The 16550-nt window shown below is 68.1% G+C and carries 21 protein-coding genes and 1 pseudogene; 9 read left to right on the forward strand and 13 right to left on the reverse strand.

Annotated elements, in window-relative coordinates:
- Window positions 1-7: 7 nt before the first annotated feature.
- Complete coding sequence (locus H3309_RS11660) at window positions 8-1288, reverse strand: serine hydrolase domain-containing protein (protein WP_182294868.1); 1281 nt, start codon at window positions 1286-1288, stop codon at window positions 8-10.
- Between H3309_RS11660 and H3309_RS11665 the strand changes: the two genes are divergently transcribed.
- Window positions 1281-2396: an MBL fold metallo-hydrolase gene (locus H3309_RS11665; protein WP_207791610.1), complete on the forward strand. Its 1116-nt coding sequence runs from the start codon at window positions 1281-1283 to the stop codon at window positions 2394-2396. The two genes, H3309_RS11660 and H3309_RS11665, sit on opposite strands and share 8 nt — an antisense overlap.
- Here H3309_RS11665 and H3309_RS11670 read toward each other — a convergent pair.
- Window positions 2375-2761, reverse strand: coding sequence for a VOC family protein (locus H3309_RS11670; protein WP_182294870.1), 387 nt, complete (start codon window positions 2759-2761; stop codon window positions 2375-2377). The genes H3309_RS11665 and H3309_RS11670 overlap by 22 nt on opposite strands.
- Before the next feature lie 52 nt (window positions 2762-2813).
- Complete coding sequence (locus H3309_RS11675) at window positions 2814-4073, reverse strand: sulfotransferase family protein (RefSeq protein WP_182294871.1); 1260 nt, start codon at window positions 4071-4073, stop codon at window positions 2814-2816.
- A 63-nt stretch (window positions 4074-4136) separates the two neighbouring features.
- Between H3309_RS11675 and H3309_RS11680 the strand changes: the two genes are divergently transcribed.
- The 3 genes from H3309_RS11680 to H3309_RS11690 are packed head-to-tail and all read left to right on the forward strand — an operon-like array spanning window position 4137 to window position 5166.
- A complete protein-coding gene (locus tag H3309_RS11680; protein WP_182294872.1) occupies window positions 4137-4451 on the forward strand; it encodes a hypothetical protein in 315 nt (104 codons plus the stop codon).
- A gap of 47 nt (window positions 4452-4498) precedes the next feature.
- Entirely contained in the window at window positions 4499-4750 is a 252-nt protein-coding gene (gene vapB / locus H3309_RS11685; protein ID WP_243453711.1) for a type II toxin-antitoxin system VapB family antitoxin, read from the forward strand.
- The gene (locus H3309_RS11690) at window positions 4747-5166 is read left to right on the forward strand and encodes a type II toxin-antitoxin system VapC family toxin (protein WP_182294873.1); all 420 of its coding nucleotides are present in this window, start codon (window positions 4747-4749) and stop codon (window positions 5164-5166) included. Before vapB ends, H3309_RS11690 begins: the two co-directional genes overlap by 4 nt.
- Here H3309_RS11690 and H3309_RS11695 read toward each other — a convergent pair.
- From H3309_RS11695 to H3309_RS11720, 6 genes and pseudogenes are all read right to left on the reverse strand, one after another.
- Window positions 5150-6565 carry an NAD(P)(+) transhydrogenase (Re/Si-specific) subunit beta gene (locus H3309_RS11695; RefSeq protein ID WP_182294874.1) on the reverse strand — a complete coding sequence of 472 codons (1416 nt, stop codon included), beginning with the start codon at window positions 6563-6565 and terminating at the stop codon, window positions 5150-5152. The two genes, H3309_RS11690 and H3309_RS11695, sit on opposite strands and share 17 nt — an antisense overlap.
- Window positions 6566-6568: 3 nt before the next feature.
- On the reverse strand, window positions 6569-6862 hold the full coding sequence (locus tag H3309_RS11700; protein WP_182294875.1) for an NAD(P) transhydrogenase subunit alpha: 294 nt from the start codon (window positions 6860-6862) through the stop codon (window positions 6569-6571).
- Window positions 6863-6865: 3 nt separating this feature from the next.
- Window positions 6866-7425: pseudogene (locus H3309_RS17800) on the reverse strand (endonuclease domain-containing protein).
- Window positions 7347-8465 carry a Re/Si-specific NAD(P)(+) transhydrogenase subunit alpha gene (locus tag H3309_RS11710; RefSeq protein ID WP_182294876.1) on the reverse strand — a complete coding sequence of 373 codons (1119 nt, stop codon included), beginning with the start codon at window positions 8463-8465 and terminating at the stop codon, window positions 7347-7349. Before H3309_RS11710 ends, H3309_RS17800 begins: the two are co-directional and overlap by 79 nt.
- 27 nt (window positions 8466-8492) lie before the next feature.
- The gene (locus H3309_RS11715) at window positions 8493-8633 is read right to left on the reverse strand and encodes an aa3-type cytochrome c oxidase subunit IV (protein WP_182294877.1); all 141 of its coding nucleotides are present in this window, start codon (window positions 8631-8633) and stop codon (window positions 8493-8495) included.
- Between the two features lie 11 nt (window positions 8634-8644).
- Complete coding sequence (locus tag H3309_RS11720; RefSeq protein ID WP_182294878.1) at window positions 8645-10015, reverse strand: ABC1 kinase family protein; 1371 nt, start codon at window positions 10013-10015, stop codon at window positions 8645-8647.
- Window positions 10016-10147: 132 nt separating this feature from the next.
- Between H3309_RS11720 and H3309_RS11725 the strand changes: the two genes are divergently transcribed.
- Window positions 10148-10657: a nuclear transport factor 2 family protein gene (locus tag H3309_RS11725; protein ID WP_182294879.1), complete on the forward strand. Its 510-nt coding sequence runs from the start codon at window positions 10148-10150 to the stop codon at window positions 10655-10657.
- Between the two features lie 59 nt (window positions 10658-10716).
- The gene (locus tag H3309_RS11730; protein WP_182298888.1) at window positions 10717-10863 is read left to right on the forward strand and encodes a hypothetical protein; all 147 of its coding nucleotides are present in this window, start codon (window positions 10717-10719) and stop codon (window positions 10861-10863) included.
- Here H3309_RS11730 and folP read toward each other — a convergent pair.
- Together folP and H3309_RS11740 are read right to left on the reverse strand one after the other, a co-directional pair.
- Window positions 10808-11647, reverse strand: a complete 840-nt coding sequence (gene folP / locus H3309_RS11735; protein WP_182294880.1) for a dihydropteroate synthase — start codon at window positions 11645-11647, stop codon at window positions 10808-10810. The two genes, H3309_RS11730 and folP, sit on opposite strands and share 56 nt — an antisense overlap.
- On the reverse strand, window positions 11644-12267 hold the full coding sequence (locus H3309_RS11740; protein WP_182294881.1) for an LbetaH domain-containing protein: 624 nt from the start codon (window positions 12265-12267) through the stop codon (window positions 11644-11646). The genes folP and H3309_RS11740 overlap by 4 nt, the downstream gene beginning before the upstream one ends.
- 44 nt (window positions 12268-12311) lie before the next feature.
- Between H3309_RS11740 and H3309_RS11745 the strand changes: the two genes are divergently transcribed.
- Genes H3309_RS11745 through H3309_RS11755 form a run of 3 tightly spaced genes read left to right on the forward strand, consistent with a single transcriptional unit; the run spans window position 12312 to window position 14091 of the window.
- Entirely contained in the window at window positions 12312-13046 is a 735-nt protein-coding gene (locus H3309_RS11745) for an SDR family NAD(P)-dependent oxidoreductase (protein WP_182294882.1), read from the forward strand.
- Entirely contained in the window at window positions 13046-13642 is a 597-nt protein-coding gene (locus H3309_RS11750; protein ID WP_182294883.1) for a 2-hydroxychromene-2-carboxylate isomerase, read from the forward strand. Before H3309_RS11745 ends, H3309_RS11750 begins: the two co-directional genes overlap by 1 nt.
- A complete protein-coding gene (locus H3309_RS11755) occupies window positions 13642-14091 on the forward strand; it encodes a MaoC family dehydratase (protein ID WP_182294884.1) in 450 nt (149 codons plus the stop codon). Before H3309_RS11750 ends, H3309_RS11755 begins: the two co-directional genes overlap by 1 nt.
- A gap of 3 nt (window positions 14092-14094) precedes the next feature.
- Here H3309_RS11755 and H3309_RS11760 read toward each other — a convergent pair whose 3' ends face one another.
- Window positions 14095-15048, reverse strand: a complete 954-nt coding sequence (locus tag H3309_RS11760; protein WP_182294885.1) for a phytoene/squalene synthase family protein — start codon at window positions 15046-15048, stop codon at window positions 14095-14097.
- The gene (locus H3309_RS11765; RefSeq protein WP_182294886.1) at window positions 15023-16549 is read right to left on the reverse strand and encodes a phytoene desaturase; all 1527 of its coding nucleotides are present in this window, start codon (window positions 16547-16549) and stop codon (window positions 15023-15025) included. Before H3309_RS11765 ends, H3309_RS11760 begins: the two co-directional genes overlap by 26 nt.
- Window position 16550: the final 1 nt, after the last annotated feature.

Raw genomic sequence — 16550 nt, forward strand, 5'->3', positions numbered from 1 at the left:
GGTGGCGTCAGCGTGCAAGCAGCGCGCCGAGGATCGCCTCCTCCCAGGCCTGGAAGCGGCTGCGGCGGCCGGGATATTTCGCCGGATCCCGGGCCACGCCGGTGACGGCATAGGCAACGACGGTGCCGCGGGCGCGGTCGATCCACAGGCCGGAGGTCAGGCCCCAGGCCTCCCCCAGATGGCCGCACAAGGCGGTGGCGCGCGGCGCCAGCGGCTGGTCGCCATCCGGACGGCCGTTGCCGGCGAGGCATTGCATGCCAAGACCATAGCTGAGCATCAGGCCGCCATAATCGTCGGGCGGCAGGCCGGCATTGGTGGGCGTGGCGTGGAACAGCCGGTCGAGGCTGGCGGGCGACAACAGCCCCCCCTTGCCGCGCGGGCGCAGCAGGGCGGCGCCGAGACGGGCGAGGTCGGTGACGCCGATGCGAAGGCCGCCGGCGGGCGAGAAGATGAAACCGTTGCTGCCCGGAACATAGCGGTCGAGCGCGCAGGGCGCATCGGGCGCGATGTTGGCGAAACACCCCTGACGCGGGCGGACATCATCGATCTGGGCGATCCACCGGTCGCCCCAGCGTTCCTGCGCGTCGCGCTTGCGATAGAGCGCGCCGCCGCGCGCGATCCCGGCGACGCCCGACCAGTTGAAGCCGGCGTCGAGCCGGAGCGGCGTGAACAGCAGGCGGGTCATCAGCCGGTCGAAGCGCTCGCCGGTCGCGCCCTCCATCGCGCTGGCGATGATGGCCCAGGCATTGTTGCTGTATTCGAACCGTGCGCCGGGCGCGGCGACGAAGCGGCTGGCGCCCTCCCCCGCCAGGATGTCCTGCCAGCGCCCCCCCAAGGGCACGCTGAAGCGCGCGCCGTCGCTGAGGCCGCTGCGGTGGCCGAGCAGCATGCGCAGGGTGACGGCGACATCGGGCGCGAGCGGATTGCGCAGCGGCGCCTTCAGATAGGCCGACACATCGCGGTCCAGGTCGAGCACGCCGTCCTCCACCAGGCGAAGGACGGCGACCGCGATGGCCAGCTTGCTGATGCTGGCGATGCGGACGGGCGTATCGGGTTGCAGCGGCCGCGCGATGCCGCCATCCGCCGTGCGTTCCGCGGCGCCCCAGGCGCGGGCGGTCAGCCTGCCCCGCGCATCGATGGCGGCGACCGCCAGCCCGGACAGTTCCGGGGCGGCGGCGGTCTGCCCGGCGACCAGCGGCGCCAGATCGGGAATGGTTGCGGCGGGCGCGGCGGCAGCGCATAGCAGGGCGATGACGGCAAAGAGAGTGGGGCGCTTGCTGATGCTCATCGTGGCGGCGATCCTGCTGGGGCTGCTGGTCCTGTTCATCGCGGTTCGCGTGTCGCTGGACAAGCCCGCCTATGTCGGCCCGGTGAGCGACCATTTCGACGGCGAGCGCTTCTTCCTGCCGGGCGCGCCGAATGTCGGCGACAAGGGGGTCGGCGAGTTGCTGCGCTGGCGGATCGGGCGGACGCCCGCCGTGTGGCCGGCGAGCGTGCCGGTGACGCCGGTGGTGCCGGCGGCGCGGGTGGACGGCGAGGCGATGGTGGTGACGATGGTGGGCCACGCCAGCGTGCTGGTGCAGACGCAGGGGCTGAACATCCTGACCGACCCGCTGTGGAGCGCGCGCGCCAGCCCCGTCGCCTGGGCGGGGCCGCAGCGGGTGCGCGCGCCCGGCGTGCGGTTCGAGGACCTGCCCAGGATCGACCTGGTGCTGGTGAGCCATGGCCATTACGACCATCTCGACCTGCCGACGCTGAAACGCCTGTGGGCACGCGACCGGCCGCTGATCGTCACGCCGTTGGGCAACGGCACGCTGCTGGCGGCGCATGGTGTCACCGCGCTGGCGCGGGACTGGGGCGAGCGGGTGGTGGTGCGCGACGGCATCGAGGTGATCGTGGAACCCGTGCAGCACTGGAGCAGCCGCTGGGGGGTGGACCGCAACCGCGCGCTGTGGGGCGGGTTCACCGTGGTGCTGCCCGGCGGCAACCTCTATTTCGCCGGCGACTGCGGTTACAACGCGGCGCTGTTCCGCGCCGCCGCGCGGCATGGCCCGGTGCGGCTGGCGCTGCTGCCGGTCGGCGCCTATGAACCGCGCTGGTTCATGGCCGAACAGCATATGAACCCCGCCGAGGCCGTTGCCGCCATGGCCGACCTGGGCGCAGCGACCGCGGTCGGCATCCACTGGGGCACCTTCCAGCTGACCGATGAGGCCATCGACGCGCCGCGGGCGGACCTGGCGGCGGCGCTGGCCGATGGCGCCATCGCCGCCGAACGCTTCCCCGCCCTGGCGGCGGGGGACGTTATGACGATCGCAGCATTACCGACGGGCAGCGAACGGCCCGCCGGACAGCTGTTGCCGCGGGCGGCCGCGCCTCAGGCCGGGCCGACGCGATAGGCGCAGAGCTTGTTGCCGTCGAGATCGCGGAAATAGGCGCCATAGAAGGCCTGCGGTCCCTCCTCGCCGCGCACACCGGGAGGCCCCTCGCACGTGCCGCCCAGCTCCAGCGCCCTGGCGTGCAGCGCGTCGACCTGCGCCCGCTCGGCCATCGCCAGCGCCACCATGCTGCCATTGCCGACCGTGGCCGGTGCGTCGTCATAGGGAATGCCGATCGCCAGCATCGGCTTGTCCCAGCTGAGGCCATAGGCCGGACCCTTGGGAAACTCCATCAGCGGCTTGATGCCGACGGTTTCGAACAGCGGATCATAAAAGCCCCGCGCCCGCGCAAGGTCGTTGGTCCCCAGCATCGCATAACCGATCATGTCGCTCTCCCCATGAACATAGGGAGAACATTGCCGGCGCGATCCCGGCCTGTCAAGCCGCCAGATCGAAACTCTCGCGGTAATCGGCGAAGCGGTCGCGGATGTCGTGCGGGCACAGGCCGTAATCGCTGAGATCGTAGCGGTGCGAGCGATGCGGGTGCTCGCGTTCGGCCCGCACCAGCCAGGCCTGCATGGCGAACAAGGTCGCCGGCGGCAATTCCCGCCCCAGCCAGCCATAGAGCGTCCGCAGCGATCCCTGCCAGTCGCGCTCCATCGATTCGTAATGGATGTCCGTCACCTGCGCGGCGGGCAGCGTCTCGCGCACCGCGGCGGTCACGTCGATCCTGAGCCGCGTCTTGTGCAGCCATTCCTGCCCCACCCAATAGGGGCAGACATCGTCCGACTGCACCACCATCTGGTTCCACGCGAGCGAGGCCGAGCTGCCGACGACCTTCACGGGATCGCGATGGGTGAACACCAGTTTCGCATCGGGAAAGACGTTCAGCAGCGCCCGCAGGTCCTGCATGTGCTGCGGCGTCTTCAGCACATAGGGTCGCGCCGGGTCGATGCCGCGGAACCAGGTGCGCAGCTGCAACAGCCGCTTCATATGGGCATAGGCCGGTGTCTGGTCGGTGACCTCGCCATAGCGGGCGAAACTGGGCACGCGGCGCTGCGCCTCGATCTGGCTGCCCGAGGCGCTGGCTTCCAGCAAGCCCAGTTCCTCGTCCACCTCGTGCACGCCGGTCGGGTGCACGGCGGCGTTGGCCGGGTTCACCCAGTTGACGAACTGCAGGCCCTTTGCGGTGAAGGCGATGCGCGGGTCGCGGGCGCGGCGCTCGCTGCTGGGCCAGGGCACCGGGCACATCGATTCATAGAGCGTCAGCGCCGTGAAGCGCGTGTCCTGCGCCAGCAGCCGGTGCAGGCGGGTGGTGCCGCTGCGCATCGGCCCGACGATGACGATCGGCGGCGCCAGCGGGATGTCGAGGATTTCCGGGTGCCGGGTGAACAGCGCCTGCGCCCACAGCCGTTCCTTCATCACCTTCAGCAGCTGGCCATGCGCCAGCATGCGGCCGAGCGGGTTGAGGCGCGCTTCCTCCGCCAGGCTGGCGAGCAGGATGCGCAGCTGCTTGCGGAAGAACAGGTCGTCGCCGAAATCGCTGAGGCCCGTGCGGCGCGTCGCCATCGCGGTGATGCTGTGTTCCAGAAGGTCGGGCGGCGGCAGCAGCCGGTTGGCCCAGAGCGGCGGCAGCGTGCCGTTGAGCGCCTTCAGCGCGCGCGGCCGGAAACTGGTGGCGGGGGGCAGAGTGGACATGGTTTCAGGCGCTGTTAAGGGCCGGGGTCGGGAAATGCCAGCGCAAGTGAAGGGAATTCGCCGATGAAACGGGTTTTGATGACAGGTTTGGCGCTGGTGTTGCTGGCAGGCTGCACTGCCACCAAGGAGATGCGGGTGCGGTCCGCCCTGCAGGATGCCGGAATGCCGCCCTCTCAGGCCGCCTGCATGGCGCGGCCGCTGGCGGAGCAGTTGAGCGTGGAGCAGTTGCGCCAGCTGCAATCGCTGGTGCGCATGGGTGAGGCCCAGGCGCGCGCCCTGCCACCGGGTGAACTGGCGGCACGGTTGGGGCGCGTGCTGGATGGACCGACCCTGGCCGTGGTGCTGCGCGCGGGGTTCGGCTGCGCCCTGCGAGGTTGATGGCATATGCCTTTGCGCGATGCCATGGCATATGATATTTGATGTTCATGAACGCGATGATCCCCATGCGCCTGTTCCGCAACAACCGTTCCCAGGCCGTGCGGATCCCACGCGCGCTGGCCTTTCCCGACGATGTTCGGGACGTGACGATCCGTCGCGAAGGTGACCGCCTTGTGCTGGAACCCTTGCGGCCGAAAACTGCCACGAACTGGGAAGAGTTTTTTGCCATGCCCGGCGCCGAGGACTTTCCTGAACGGGAACAGCCGCCTGAACAGGTCCGTGATCGATATTTCGATTGACTGCGATCACCCGCCTGCTCGACACCAGCACCTGTCTCGACATCATCCGCGACCGGCCAGTTTCCCTGTTCGAACCCTTCGCCCGGCTGCTTCCGTCTCTCGCCGTGTCAGCCGTCACCGTCGAAGAGTTGCGCTTCGGTGCCAACCGATCCGCTCGGCCCCCGCACCATCATGCTGTCGCGGATCGGTTTCTGGGCAGGCTGCACATTTTGTCCTTCGACGCGGACGATGCGGCGGAGGCAGCCCGCGTTCGCGCGGAATTGACGGCCCGGGGCCAGAGGATCGGTGCGCTCGACATGCTGATCGGAGGGCATTGCCGCCGGCATGGGTTGATCCTGGTCACGTCCGATCGCGACTTTCGGCGCATCGCCAATCTCGTCATCGAGGATTGGCGCTCCCCTACCCCAGACCCTTGACGATTTCCTCCGTCATCTTCTTCGCGTCGCCCAGCAGCATCATCGTGTTGTCCATGTAGAACACGTCATTGTCCACCCCGGCATAGCCCACGCCGCCCATGGAGCGCTTCACGAACAGCACGGTCTTCGCCTTGTACACGTCCAGGATCGGCATGCCATAGATGGGGCTGGTCTTGTCCGTCTTCGCCGCCGGGTTGGTCACGTCGTTGGCGCCGATGACATAGGCGATGTCCGCCTGCGCGAACTCGCCATTGATGTCCTCCAGCTCGAACACCTCGTCATAGGGGACGTTCGCCTCGGCCAGCAGCACGTTCATGTGGCCGGGCATGCGGCCCGCCACCGGGTGGATGGCATATTTCACCTCCACGCCCTCTTTCTTCAGCAGGTCGCCCATCTCGCGCAGCTGGTGCTGCGCCTGGCTGACGGCCATGCCGTATCCGGGGACGATGATGATCTTCTCGGCATTCTTCATCACGAACGCCGCGTCCTCGGCACTGCCGCGCTTCCACGGCCGGTCGGTCTTGGCCACCGCCGCGCCGCCGCCATCCTCCGCGCCGAAACCCCCGGCGATGACGCTGATGAAGCTGCGGTTCATCGCCTTGCACATGATGTAGGACAGGATCGCGCCCGACGAACCGACCAGCGCGCCGGTGATGATCATCGCGCTGTTCTGCAAGGTGAAGCCCATGGCCGCCGCCGCCCAGCCGGAATAGCTGTTCAGCATCGAGACGACGACCGGCATGTCCGCGCCGCCGATCGGGATGATCAGCAGGAAACCGATGGCGAAGGACAGCGCCGTGATCGTCCAGAAGATCCACGGGCTGCTGTCGAAGATGAAATAGGCGACCAGGCCCAGGATGCCGGCGAGCACGCCCAGGTTGATGACATGCCGCGCCGGCAGCAGGATCGGCGCGCCGGACATGTTGCCGTTCAGCTTCAGGAAGGCGATGACGGAGCCCGAGAAGGTGATGGCACCGATGGCGATGCCCAGCCCCATCTCCACCTTCGACACGGCCAGGATGTCACCCGCCGCGTCCACGATGCCGAACGCCGCCGGGTTCAGGAAGGCGGCAGCCGCCACCAGCACCGCGGCGAGGCCGACCAGGCTGTGGAAGGCGGCGACCAGCTGCGGCATGGCGGTCATCGCGATGCGCCGCGCCATCACCAGCCCGAACGCGCCGCCGATGGCGATGGCGATGGCAATTTCCAGGATGCTCGCCAGCTGGTGCGTGACCAGCGTGGTGACGACGGCAATCGCCATCCCGGCCATGCCATAGCGGTTGCCGGCGCGGCTGGTTTCAGGACTGCTGAGGCCGCGCAGCGCCAGCACGAACAGGATGCCGGCGATCAGATAGGCGAGCATTGCCCAGGCAGGTGTGGCCGAAAGTGCATGTTCCATCGATCAGTGCCCGCCCTTCTTCTCTTTTTTCTTGTACATGGCGAGCATCCGTTCCGTGACCGCGAACCCGCCGAAGATGTTCACCGAGGCCAGCACGACGGCGATCAGCCCGAGCCATTTCGACGTCGCACTCCCCGCCGCGGCGGACGCGATCAGCGCGCCGACAATGATGACGGACGAAATGGCATTGGTGACCGCCATCAGCGGTGTGTGCAGCGCCGGCGTGACGCTCCACACGACATAATAGCCGACGAAACAGGCCAGTACGAAGATGGAGAGGATGCTTATGAAATCCATGGTTCAGACTTCCGTTGGCGAGTTCGGTTTGGCGTCGATGCCCCCTCCGTCCGCTTCGCGGCCACCTCCCCCTGCGGGGGAGGACAGCGCGGTACAGCGGGCGAGGATCGTTCCAAGGGCATCACGCGGGCGGTAACGAACCATTTCAGCGCGCAGCCGAAGCACCTCAACGCCCTGCCCGGCCAACCAGGCATCACGACGCCTATCATGTTCGGCACGATCAGCGATGTCGTGGCTTGCACCGTCATTTCGACGGCAAAAGCAAGACTGGAACAGAAAAAATCCAGGATATACGGCCCAAGCGGATGTTGCCTGCGAAACTTCAAGCCTTCCGGGCGCCGGCGAAGGATCTGCCAGAGTTGAGCTTCGTCCTGCGTCATCGACCTCCGCAGGGCACGCGCACGCTCCAATGTTGCCGGGCGCGGAAATCGCCGCTGTCCTCCCCCGCAGGGGGAGGTGTCAGCGAAGCTGACGGAGGGGGCATTCATGCCAACCCCCCATGCACCACCGCCCCACCCTCGGTCAGCTTCACCGCCTTGATGATCTCGTCCTCGGCATCCCATTTCGGCGCCTTGCCTTCCTTGTCCCAGAAGGTGCTGACGAAGGTGAACAGGTTGCGGGCGTAGAGGTTGCTGGCGTCGGTTGCCAGCCGGCTGGCGTAGTTGCGGTGGCCGATGATGGTGATGCCGCCGTCCGTCACCACCACCTCGCCCGGCACGCTGCCTTCGACATTGCCGCCGGCCTCCACCGCCAGGTCGACGATGACGCTGCCAGGCTTCATCGTCGCCACCTGCGCCGCGGTCACCAGGCGCGGCGCCGGCCGGCCGGGGATCAGCGCCGTCGTGATCACAATGTCCTGCTTGGCGATGGTCTCGCTCACCAGCGCGGCCTGCTTCGCCTTGTAGGCGTCGGACATTTCCTTGGCATAGCCGCCGGCGGTCTCGGCGGCCTTCGTCTCCTCATCCTCGATGAAGATCGGCTTGCCGCCCAGCGACATGATCTGCTCTTTCGTGGCCAGCCGCACGTCGGTGGCGCTCACCACCGCGCCCAGGCGCTTGGCCGTGGCGATCGCCTGCAACCCCGCCACCCCCACGCCCATCACGAACACGCGCGCGGCAGAAACCGTGCCCGCAGCCGTCATCATCATCGGAAAGGCGCGGCCATAGGCTTCGGCGGCATCAATGACCGCCTTGTAGCCGTTCAGGTTCGATTGGGAGGACAGGATGTCCATGGATTGCGCCCGCGTGATGCGCGGCATGAATTCCATCGCGAACGCCGTCACGCCGGCCGCGGCATAGGCCGCCACCCGCTCCCGCGTCTGGTGGGGGTTCAGCGCGGCGATCACGCTGGCGCCCTGCGGCAGGCCCGCCGGCTCCGGCCCCTGCACGCCCAGCACGATGCCGGCGTCGGCCAGCGTGCCGGCGCGATCCGCGATGCTCGCGCCCGCCGCCTCGAACGCCGCATCGGGGATGTTGGCGCCCTGGCCCGCGCCCGCCTCAACACCCACGCTGGCGCCCAGGCCGATGAACTTCTTCACGGTTTCCGGGGTCGCGGCAACACGCTTCTCACCCGCGGCGGTTTCCTTCAGCACCGCAATCTTCATGTCTGTCCCCCGAAGTGAACGCCGCCCTTAGGGCGTCGGCGCGTGATAGAGAAAGCTGACCATTCCGATAAGCACGATCACCACCAGCACGATCAGCCACATCGTCAACTTCAGGAACCCGGAATAGGTTTCCTGATTGTCCTTACCCGTCTTCTCGATCTCGGCCATGGCGGTCCCCTTTACAGCGTCGCCGCGCTTTTGCCGTCCGCGCCTTCCGCTGACAAGCCCGCATCGTGCAAAGCCCGGCTCTGCCGGGTGGCAACCTCCGCTTCGTCGAAATCGTCCATCAGGCCGCGGAACAGCCGGTGCCAGTTCAGCCGCGCGTCCATATGGATGAACACGCCGCCCAGCCCGATCGCGGCGCGGTCCATGAACACGAACTCTGCCGGCACGGTCACCGTCCCCAGCGTGCGCAGCCGGGCATGGACCTTCGCCGCGGTCGCCCGGCCATATTCGCCCGGCGCGATGTTGTCGGCGATGGGCCGCACCCGGTCGTCCAGCAACGGGCCATAGAGGAACTCCGCCCAGATCAGCAGCGTCTCGATGATCTCGCGGCTCAGGTCGCGGAAGCCCCACAGCTCGAAGGCGTGCACCGCGGCGTCGCGGTCGTTCGCCTCGATGGCGTGATACAGCCGGTTCACCCCGCCGATGAAGCGCGGCGGAAAGATGCGCACACAGCCGAAATCGAGGAGGTTGATGCCCAGGTCCGGGCGCACGCTGTAATTGCCCATGTGCGGGTCGCCATGGATGATGCCATAGCGATAGAAGGGCGCATACCAGGCGTTGAACAGCCGCTCGGCGATGGTATCGCGCGTCGCCTGGTCGGCACCCTTGAAGGACATCAGCGGCGCCCCGTCCAGCCAGTCCATCGTCAGCAGGCGGGTGGTGGACAGGTCGGGGTGCACGCCCGGCACATGGGCATGGGGATTGTCCGCCAGCATCGCGCGATAGAGCGAGAGATGTCGGGCCTCCCGCGCATAATCCAGTTCCTCGCGCAGGCGGGCGGCCAGTTCCTCGCGGATTTCGGACGGGTCGATGCTCTTGTCCACCATCCGCAGCGCGCCGAACAGCATGTCGAGCTGCTTCAGGTCGGCCTCCACCGCGCTGCTCATATCGGGATATTGCAGCTTCACGGCCACCGGCGCGCCCCCGGGCAGGGTCGCGCGATGCACCTGCCCCAAAGACGCCGCCGCGACCGCCGTGTCGTCGAAGGTCCCGAACCGGTTCCGCCAGTCCGGCCCCAGCTCCGCCCCCATGCGCCGGCGCAGGAAGCCCGGCCCCATCGGCGGCGCATTTGCCTGCAACTGCGCCAGCTCGGCGGCGAACTGCGGCGGCAGGGCATCGGGAATCGTCGACAGGATCTGCGCGATCTTCATCACCGGGCCCTTCAGGCTGCCCAGCGCCCGCCGCAGCTCGGCGGCATTCTTCGGATCGGCGAAATCCCGCCCGCCCAGCCGCGCCGCCCCCGCCTGCGCGGCAAAGCCCCCCAGTTGCAACCCCACCTTGCCAAAACGCGCCAGGGTACCGGTGAGCGAGGAATGATCAGCCATGCCCCCACATAGGGCAGGACGAGCAGGGCGCGAAGTGCGGCCAAACGGTCGCAGGGCCCCGCCCGGGCATTCGACGGCGCAATGACCCCATGCTACCGTCATGCCGGGCAAGGCTGCAGGGGAGTTTCGGTCATGCGGACGTGGATCGCGGCGTTGACGGCGGCGGGCATCATCCTGGCGGGCGCGGCGCCGGCCCTGGCGAACTGGAAAGCCGCCAATGCCACGGTAGAAGCCGCGGCAAAGGATCCGGTCATCGCGGCCGTGCTGGCGGCAACCGTCCGCATGGACGAGGCGATCCTGAAGCGCGATGCCGAGGCCTTTGGCGGCCTGTTCGATCCCGCGGCGGTCGTCAACAGCCCGTACAACAATGTCGCCACCCGCGACATGGCGATGCAGCGCATCCGCAATGGCATGATCGACTACACCAGCCTGGAGCGCTCCATCGAATTCGCCGCCCGTCGCGGGGCGCATGATGTCATCCTGATGGGAGAGGAGCGCTACACCCCCGTCGGCGTGTCGCAATATGCCGGCCAGGTCCTGCGCCGCCGCACAAGCGAGTTGTGGAGCAACGAAAGCGGCGGCTGGAAACTGGTGCTGCGCCAGGCCACCGTGATCAAGGTGGAGCCGATGCAACCAAAATGAAGTTTGCGTGGCAAATCCCTGCCATGATAAAATGCGTGCACAGGTCGTGATCTGAAAGGATGGCCATGCAGCTCAACCCGATCGAACGCTGGTTCCGCCCGAAGACCTTCGGCTTTGGCTGGACCCCCGTGACCTGGGAAGGCTGGGCCGTCACGCTGGGGGCGGTGCTGCTCGTCGTGGGGGCGGTTCAGCTGCTGGCCCGTTGAGCGCCCGCCACACCGCCAGCGCCTGCGCCGTTTCCGCCACATCATGCACCCTGAGCCAGGCGGCGGCCTTTGTGGCCCCGTGCAGCGCCAGCGCCAGGCTGCCGGGCAGCCGGTCCGACACCGGCGCCGCGCCGGCGATCGCCGGGATCAGGCTCTTGCGGCTGGCGCCCAGCAGCAGCGGGCAGCCGGTCTCAACTGCAATCCGGTCCAGCCCGCGCAGCAGCGCGAGGTTGTGCGCCAGCCCCTTGCCGAACCCGATGCCGGGATCGACGATCAGCCGCGCGCGGTCGATGCCCGCCGCCTCGCACGCCGCCACCCGTGCCCGCAGCCATTCGATCACCTCCGCCAGCGGGTCGGCATAGGCCGGCGCGCGCTGCATCGTTTCAGGGGTGCCCTGATGATGCATCAGTACAATGGCCGCGTCCGACGCCGCCGCCACGGCCAGGCTCTCCCGGTCATGGGTCAGCGCGCTGACATCGTTCAGCATCGTCGCGCCGGCCGCCAGCGCCGCCCGCATCACCGCCGCCTTGCGGGTATCGATGCTGACCGGAATCCCCTCCGCCACCAGCGCCGCGACCACCGGGATCGTCCGCCGCAACTCCTCCGCGACGGCCACCGGGGCCGCGCCGGGCCGCGTCGATTCCCCGCCGACATCGATGATGGCCGCGCCCGCCGCGCGCATCGCCCGCGCCGCCACCACCGCCTCCTCCACGCTCCCCAGCCGGCCGCCATCGGAAAAACTGTCCGGCGTGACGTTCAGGATACCCATGATATGCGGTTTCATGGGTGAAACGCCTGATCCACCAGATGCAGCCGCGGCACCACCGTGCGCGGCGCCAGCAGCGCGCCGGGCGCGATCACCGCATTGGCGCCGATGCGGACGTGATCGCCCACCAGCGCGCCGAACTTCTCCACGCCGGTCTCGATCACGCCATGCGCCGTCCGGATGCGGATGCGCTTGTCCTCCCGCTCGTTGCGGTAATTGGCGATCATTGCCCCGGCCTCCACATTCACCCCGGCCCCCAGGATCGAATCACCCACGAAATTCAGATGCGCCAGCTTGGCTCCGGCAAACATCAGGCTGCTTTTCAGCTCGCACGCCGGGCCGATAATGCAGCCGGCGCCCAGCCACACCCCGCCGCGCAGCAGCGCCGTCGCGGCGATAAAACAGTCCGGCCCGACGATGAGCGGACCTTTCAGCGCCGCGCCGGGCTCCACCGTGGCGCTGCGGTGCACGGCGGCATCCCCCGTGCGAACATAGTCATCGCAGAGGGACGGCAGCAGCGCCGCCACCAGCGCCGGCAGGTCATTTGTGACCCCCCAGGGCGAGCGCTCCACCGCGCCGAACGGGCTGTCCAGCCAGGCGGCGACAAAGCGCGGCAGCAAGTCGGTCACGTCGTCCATCGCACGGACTTGCCCTCGCCCGCCGCAGCGCGCAAGCTGCCCGCATGACAGGAAAGGGCAGTATTGCCATCGTCGGCGCCGGGGATTTCATCGGCGCCGCCATCGCCCGGCGTTTCGCGCGGGAGGGTCACCCCGTCCACGGCGGCCGCCGCCGCGCCGAGCGGCAGGACGCGCTCGCCGACAGCATCGCCGCGACCGGCGGCCGCTACACCCCACACCGGCTCGACGCGCGGCTGGAGGACGAGGTCGTCGCCTTCCTCGATGCCGCCGAGGCGGACGCGCCGCTCGACGCCGTCATCTTCAATATCGGCGCCAATGTCCGCTTCGCGCTGACCGACACGACCGAGCGCGTGTTCCGCAAGGTCTGGGAAATGGCCTGCGCCGCCGGCTTCCTGACGACGCGCGAAGCCGCCCGCCGCATGCTGCCGCGCGGTCGCGGCGCCATCTTCCTGACCGGCGCCACCGCCAGCGTGCGCGGCGCATCCCATTACGCCGCCTTCGCCAGCGCCAAGGCGGGGCTGCGCGCGGTCGCGCAGTCCGCCGCCCGCGAGCTGGGGGCCCAGGGCATCCATGTCGCCCACCTGATCATCGACGGCGGCGTCGACACCGATTTCGTTCGCGAGCGCATCCGCGAAACCGGCCGCGATCCCGAGACCCTGCCGCCCGACACGCTGCTGCGGCCGGAGACCATCGCCGACACCTATTGGACCCTGTTCAACCAGCCGCGCGACGCCTGGACGTTCGAGCTGGACCTGCGACCTTTCTCGGAGACCTGGTGATGCCCCCTGCCTTCCTGTTCGATTTCGCCAGCCCCAACGCCTATCTGGTGTGGCGTGTCCTGCCGGGCATCGAGGCGCGCACGGGTGTCACCTTCGACCATCGCCCGGTGCTGCTGGGGGGCCTGTTCAAGCTGACCGGCAACAGCGCGCCGATGGTGGCGTTCGCCGGCATCCCGAACAAGCTCGCCTATGAGATGCTGGAAATGCGCCGCTTCATCGCCAGACATGGGCTGAGCGAATTCGCCATGAACCCGCATTTCCCGATGAACAGCCTGTTGCTGATGCGCGCCGCGGTCGCCGCCGACGCGGCCGGGCAACTGAAACCCTATTGCGCCGCCATCTATCCGGCGATGTGGGAACGCAGCCTGAAGATGGACGATCCCGCCGTCGCCACATCCGTGCTGACCGACGCCGGGCTGGATGCACAGGCGCTGTTCGCCGCCGCCACCACCGATGCCGTGAAGGCAAAGCTCGCCGCCAACACGCAGGCCGCCGCCGACGCCGGCGCCTTCGGCATCCCCAGCTTCCTCGTCGGCGACCAGCTTTATTTCGGCAAGGATCGACTGGCCGACGTTGAAGCGGCATTGGCCCGCTGATGCTCTATTTCGAGGATTATGCCGTCGGCCAGGTGCGGCACATGGGACCTTATACCCTGACCCGCGAGGAAGCGTTGGATTTCGCGCGCAAATATGACCCGCAGCCCTTTCACCTGGACGACGAAGCCGCCGCCGCCCACCCCTTTTTCGGGCGGATTTCGGCGAGCGGCTGGCATGTCTGCGCCATGGCGATGCGGATGATCGTGGACAGCCATGCCGACGCGCCGACCGCCTCGCTCGGCTCACCGGGCGTCGACAAGGTGCGCTGGCTGAAACCCGTCTATCCGGGCGACACGCTGCACATGGAGGTGGAGGTCGAAAGCGTCCGCGCCTCGCGCAGCCGCCCCGAAATGGGCATGGTCAACCAGCACTACCGGCTGTTCAACCAGCATGGCGTGCTGGTGATGACGATGGAAGGCGTCGGCCTGTTCCGCACCCGGCCGGCCTGAGCGTCAGGCAAAATCTGGCGTCCAAAGCCCGACCCGTTCCGGCGACGGCGCCGCCCAGCGCGACCGCCGCGCCAATGCCTGCGGCAGCGACCCGGCGACCGAGCGCAGCTTGCGTTGCGGACTGGTGACCACCCGCTCAGACAGCGCCGCCATCCCCCGCCGCCGGACCTTGCGGCCGATGTCGCCATAGATCCGCGCCGCCGACAGCACCGCCCAGGCCGAGCGGAAATCGAGCGCCGCCACGCCCCAGTCCGCCGATTCCTCATAGACTTCCGCCAGCGCCACCAGCCGCGCCACCACCTTCGCCAGCCGCGCGCGATGCGCCGGTTCGGCGAAATCCCCGACCGGAATCCCCGCCTCCCGCAGCCAGTCCGCCGGCAGGTAGCGCCGGCCGTTGGCGGCATCCTCCATCACGTCGCGCGCGATATTGTTCAGCTGGAACGACAGCCCCAGGTCGCTCGCCCGCGCCAGCGTGGCGTGGTCGGACGGTTCCACCCCCATCACCAGCGCCATCAGCACGCCGACGCAACCGGCGACATGATAGCAATAGGTCAGCAGCTCGGCTTCCGTCTGATAGGCTGTTTCCGCCACATCCATGGCAAAACCGTCGAGCAGGTCATGGGCATAACGGCGGGGCAGCGGGCAGACCGCGTTCAGCGCCGCCAGCGCGCGAAACGCCGGCTCGCTGCCGCCGTCGCCGGCCAGCGCCCGGTCGGTCGCGTCACGCAGCATCGCCAGCCGTTCCGCCGGGCTGTCCGCCGACGCTACCCTTCCTTGCCCCAGATGCTGGCCATCGATGACATCGTCGCAATGCCGGCACCAGTGATAGAGCAGCGTCGCCCGGTCGCGCGTGTCCGGATCGAACAGCCGGGCCGCCAGCGCGAAGCTCTTGGAGCCGGCGGCGATCGCCGCGCGGCTCGCCGCGATTGCCTCAGGCGGCAAGCGCGGGCCCGCCATTTCCCACCAACGGATAGGCCGCGCCCATGTCGGCGAGCATCAGCTTGGCGGTCGCCTTGGCGCTGCCCACCACGCCCGGAATGCCGGCGCCCGGATGCGTGCCTGCGCCCACGAAATAGAGGTTGGACAGCACATCGTCGCGGTTGTGCGTGCGCAGATAGGCGCTCTGCCACAGCACCGGTTCCAGGCTGAAGGCGCTGCCCTTGTGCGCGTTCAGCTCGGTCGCGAAATCCTGCGGCGTGAAGGTGCGCATCGTCACCAGGTCCTCGCGCAGCCCGGGGATCAGCCGCTTTTCCAGATAGGCCAGGATTTTCTCGGCATATTTCGGTGCCACCGCGTTCCAGTCCACCGGCAGCTTCCCCAGGTGCGGCACGGGGGAGAGCACATAGAAGCTGCTGCACCCCGCCGGCGCCAGGTCGGGATCGCTCGCCGTCGGATGGTGCAGGTAGAGCGAGAAGTCATCCGCCAACATGCCGTGGCTGTAGATGTCGTCCAGCAGCTCGCGATAGCGCGGGCCGAACAGGATGCTGTGGTGCGGAATGGCCGGATGCTGCCGCTTCAGGCCGAAGTATGTCACGAACAGGCTGGGCGAATAGCTTTTGCGCAGCAGCGATTTCGCCATCTTCGCGCCGCGCGGGTGATGGCCCAGCAGGTCGCGATAGGTGTGCACGACGTCACCGTTGCTGGCGACCGCGTCGAAGCGCAGCTCCTCCCCGCCGGCCAGCCGCACGCCGGTGACATGGCCGGCCAGCGCCTCGATCGCCTCCACCTTGGTGCCGATGATGGTGCGCCCGCCCAGATCCTCGAACAGCTTCACCAGCCCGCGCACCAGGGCATGCGTGCCGCCCTTGGGAAACCAGACTCCCCATTTCTTCTCCAGCGCGTGGATCAGCGTATAGACGCTGCTGGTCTTGAACGGGTTGCCGCCGACCAGCAGCGTGTGGAAGCTGAACGCCTCGCGCAGCTGCGGGTCCTTGATGTAGCTGCTGACCATCGAATAGACGCTGCGATAGGCCTGGTAGCGCGCCAGCTGCGGCGCTGCCTTCAGCATGGATTTGAAATCCAGGAAGGCCTCGTGCCCCAGCTTCTGATAGCCTTCGCGAAAGACATTTTCGCTGAAGCCCAGGAACTTGCGATAGCCTTCGACATCGCCGGGGCTTTTTGCGGCGATCTGCGCGAACAGCGCCGTCTCGTCGTTGCTATAGTCGAAGACGCTGCCGTCCTCCCACATCAGCCGGTAGAAGGGCGTCACCGGCATCAGGTCGACATAGTCGGCGAGCTTACGCCCCGACAGCGCGAACAGCTCTTCAAGGCAGGTGGGATCGGTGATCACCGTCGGCCCGGCGTCGAAGGTGAAGCCCTCGTCGTGCCAGACATAGGCGCGCCCGCCCGGCTTCTCCCGCGCCTCGATCAGCGTCGTGGCGATGCCGGCCGATTGCAGGCGGCAGGCGAGTGCCAGGCCGCCGAAGCCGCTGCCGATGACTGCTGCCGTCCGTTGCATC

The sequence above is a fragment of the Sandaracinobacteroides saxicola genome (assembly GCF_014117445.1).
GTDB lineage: Bacteria > Pseudomonadota > Alphaproteobacteria > Sphingomonadales > Sphingomonadaceae > Sandaracinobacteroides_A > Sandaracinobacteroides_A saxicola.

Coding starts and splice junctions, on each gene's coding strand:
- H3309_RS11715 (WP_182294877.1), bottom strand. CDS start 8,633: ATGGCCGAGATCGAGAAGACGGGTAAGGACAATCAGGAAACCTATTCC.
- vapB (WP_243453711.1), top strand. CDS start 4,499: ATGAACGCGATGATCCCCATGCGCCTGTTCCGCAACAACCGTTCCCAG.
- H3309_RS11725 (WP_182294879.1), top strand. CDS start 10,148: ATGCGGACGTGGATCGCGGCGTTGACGGCGGCGGGCATCATCCTGGCG.
- H3309_RS11760 (WP_182294885.1), bottom strand. CDS start 15,048: ATGGCGGGCCCGCGCTTGCCGCCTGAGGCAATCGCGGCGAGCCGCGCG.
- H3309_RS11745 (WP_182294882.1), top strand. CDS start 12,312: ATGACAGGAAAGGGCAGTATTGCCATCGTCGGCGCCGGGGATTTCATC.
- H3309_RS11755 (WP_182294884.1), top strand. CDS start 13,642: ATGCTCTATTTCGAGGATTATGCCGTCGGCCAGGTGCGGCACATGGGA.
- H3309_RS11695 (WP_182294874.1), bottom strand. CDS start 6,565: ATGGAACATGCACTTTCGGCCACACCTGCCTGGGCAATGCTCGCCTAT.
- H3309_RS11720 (WP_182294878.1), bottom strand. CDS start 10,015: ATGGCTGATCATTCCTCGCTCACCGGTACCCTGGCGCGTTTTGGCAAG.
- H3309_RS11700 (WP_182294875.1), bottom strand. CDS start 6,862: ATGGATTTCATAAGCATCCTCTCCATCTTCGTACTGGCCTGTTTCGTC.
- H3309_RS11665 (WP_207791610.1), top strand. CDS start 1,281: ATGCTCATCGTGGCGGCGATCCTGCTGGGGCTGCTGGTCCTGTTCATC.
- folP (WP_182294880.1), bottom strand. CDS start 11,647: ATGAAACCGCATATCATGGGTATCCTGAACGTCACGCCGGACAGTTTT.
- H3309_RS11660 (WP_182294868.1), bottom strand. CDS start 1,288: ATGAGCATCAGCAAGCGCCCCACTCTCTTTGCCGTCATCGCCCTGCTA.
- H3309_RS11740 (WP_182294881.1), bottom strand. CDS start 12,267: ATGGACGACGTGACCGACTTGCTGCCGCGCTTTGTCGCCGCCTGGCTG.
- H3309_RS11730 (WP_182298888.1), top strand. CDS start 10,717: ATGGCCATGCAGCTCAACCCGATCGAACGCTGGTTCCGCCCGAAGACC.
- H3309_RS11765 (WP_182294886.1), bottom strand. CDS start 16,549: ATGCAACGGACGGCAGCAGTCATCGGCAGCGGCTTCGGCGGCCTGGCA.
- H3309_RS11680 (WP_182294872.1), top strand. CDS start 4,137: ATGAAACGGGTTTTGATGACAGGTTTGGCGCTGGTGTTGCTGGCAGGC.
- H3309_RS11675 (WP_182294871.1), bottom strand. CDS start 4,073: ATGTCCACTCTGCCCCCCGCCACCAGTTTCCGGCCGCGCGCGCTGAAG.
- H3309_RS11670 (WP_182294870.1), bottom strand. CDS start 2,761: ATGATCGGTTATGCGATGCTGGGGACCAACGACCTTGCGCGGGCGCGG.
- H3309_RS11750 (WP_182294883.1), top strand. CDS start 13,046: ATGCCCCCTGCCTTCCTGTTCGATTTCGCCAGCCCCAACGCCTATCTG.
- H3309_RS11710 (WP_182294876.1), bottom strand. CDS start 8,465: ATGAAGATTGCGGTGCTGAAGGAAACCGCCGCGGGTGAGAAGCGTGTT.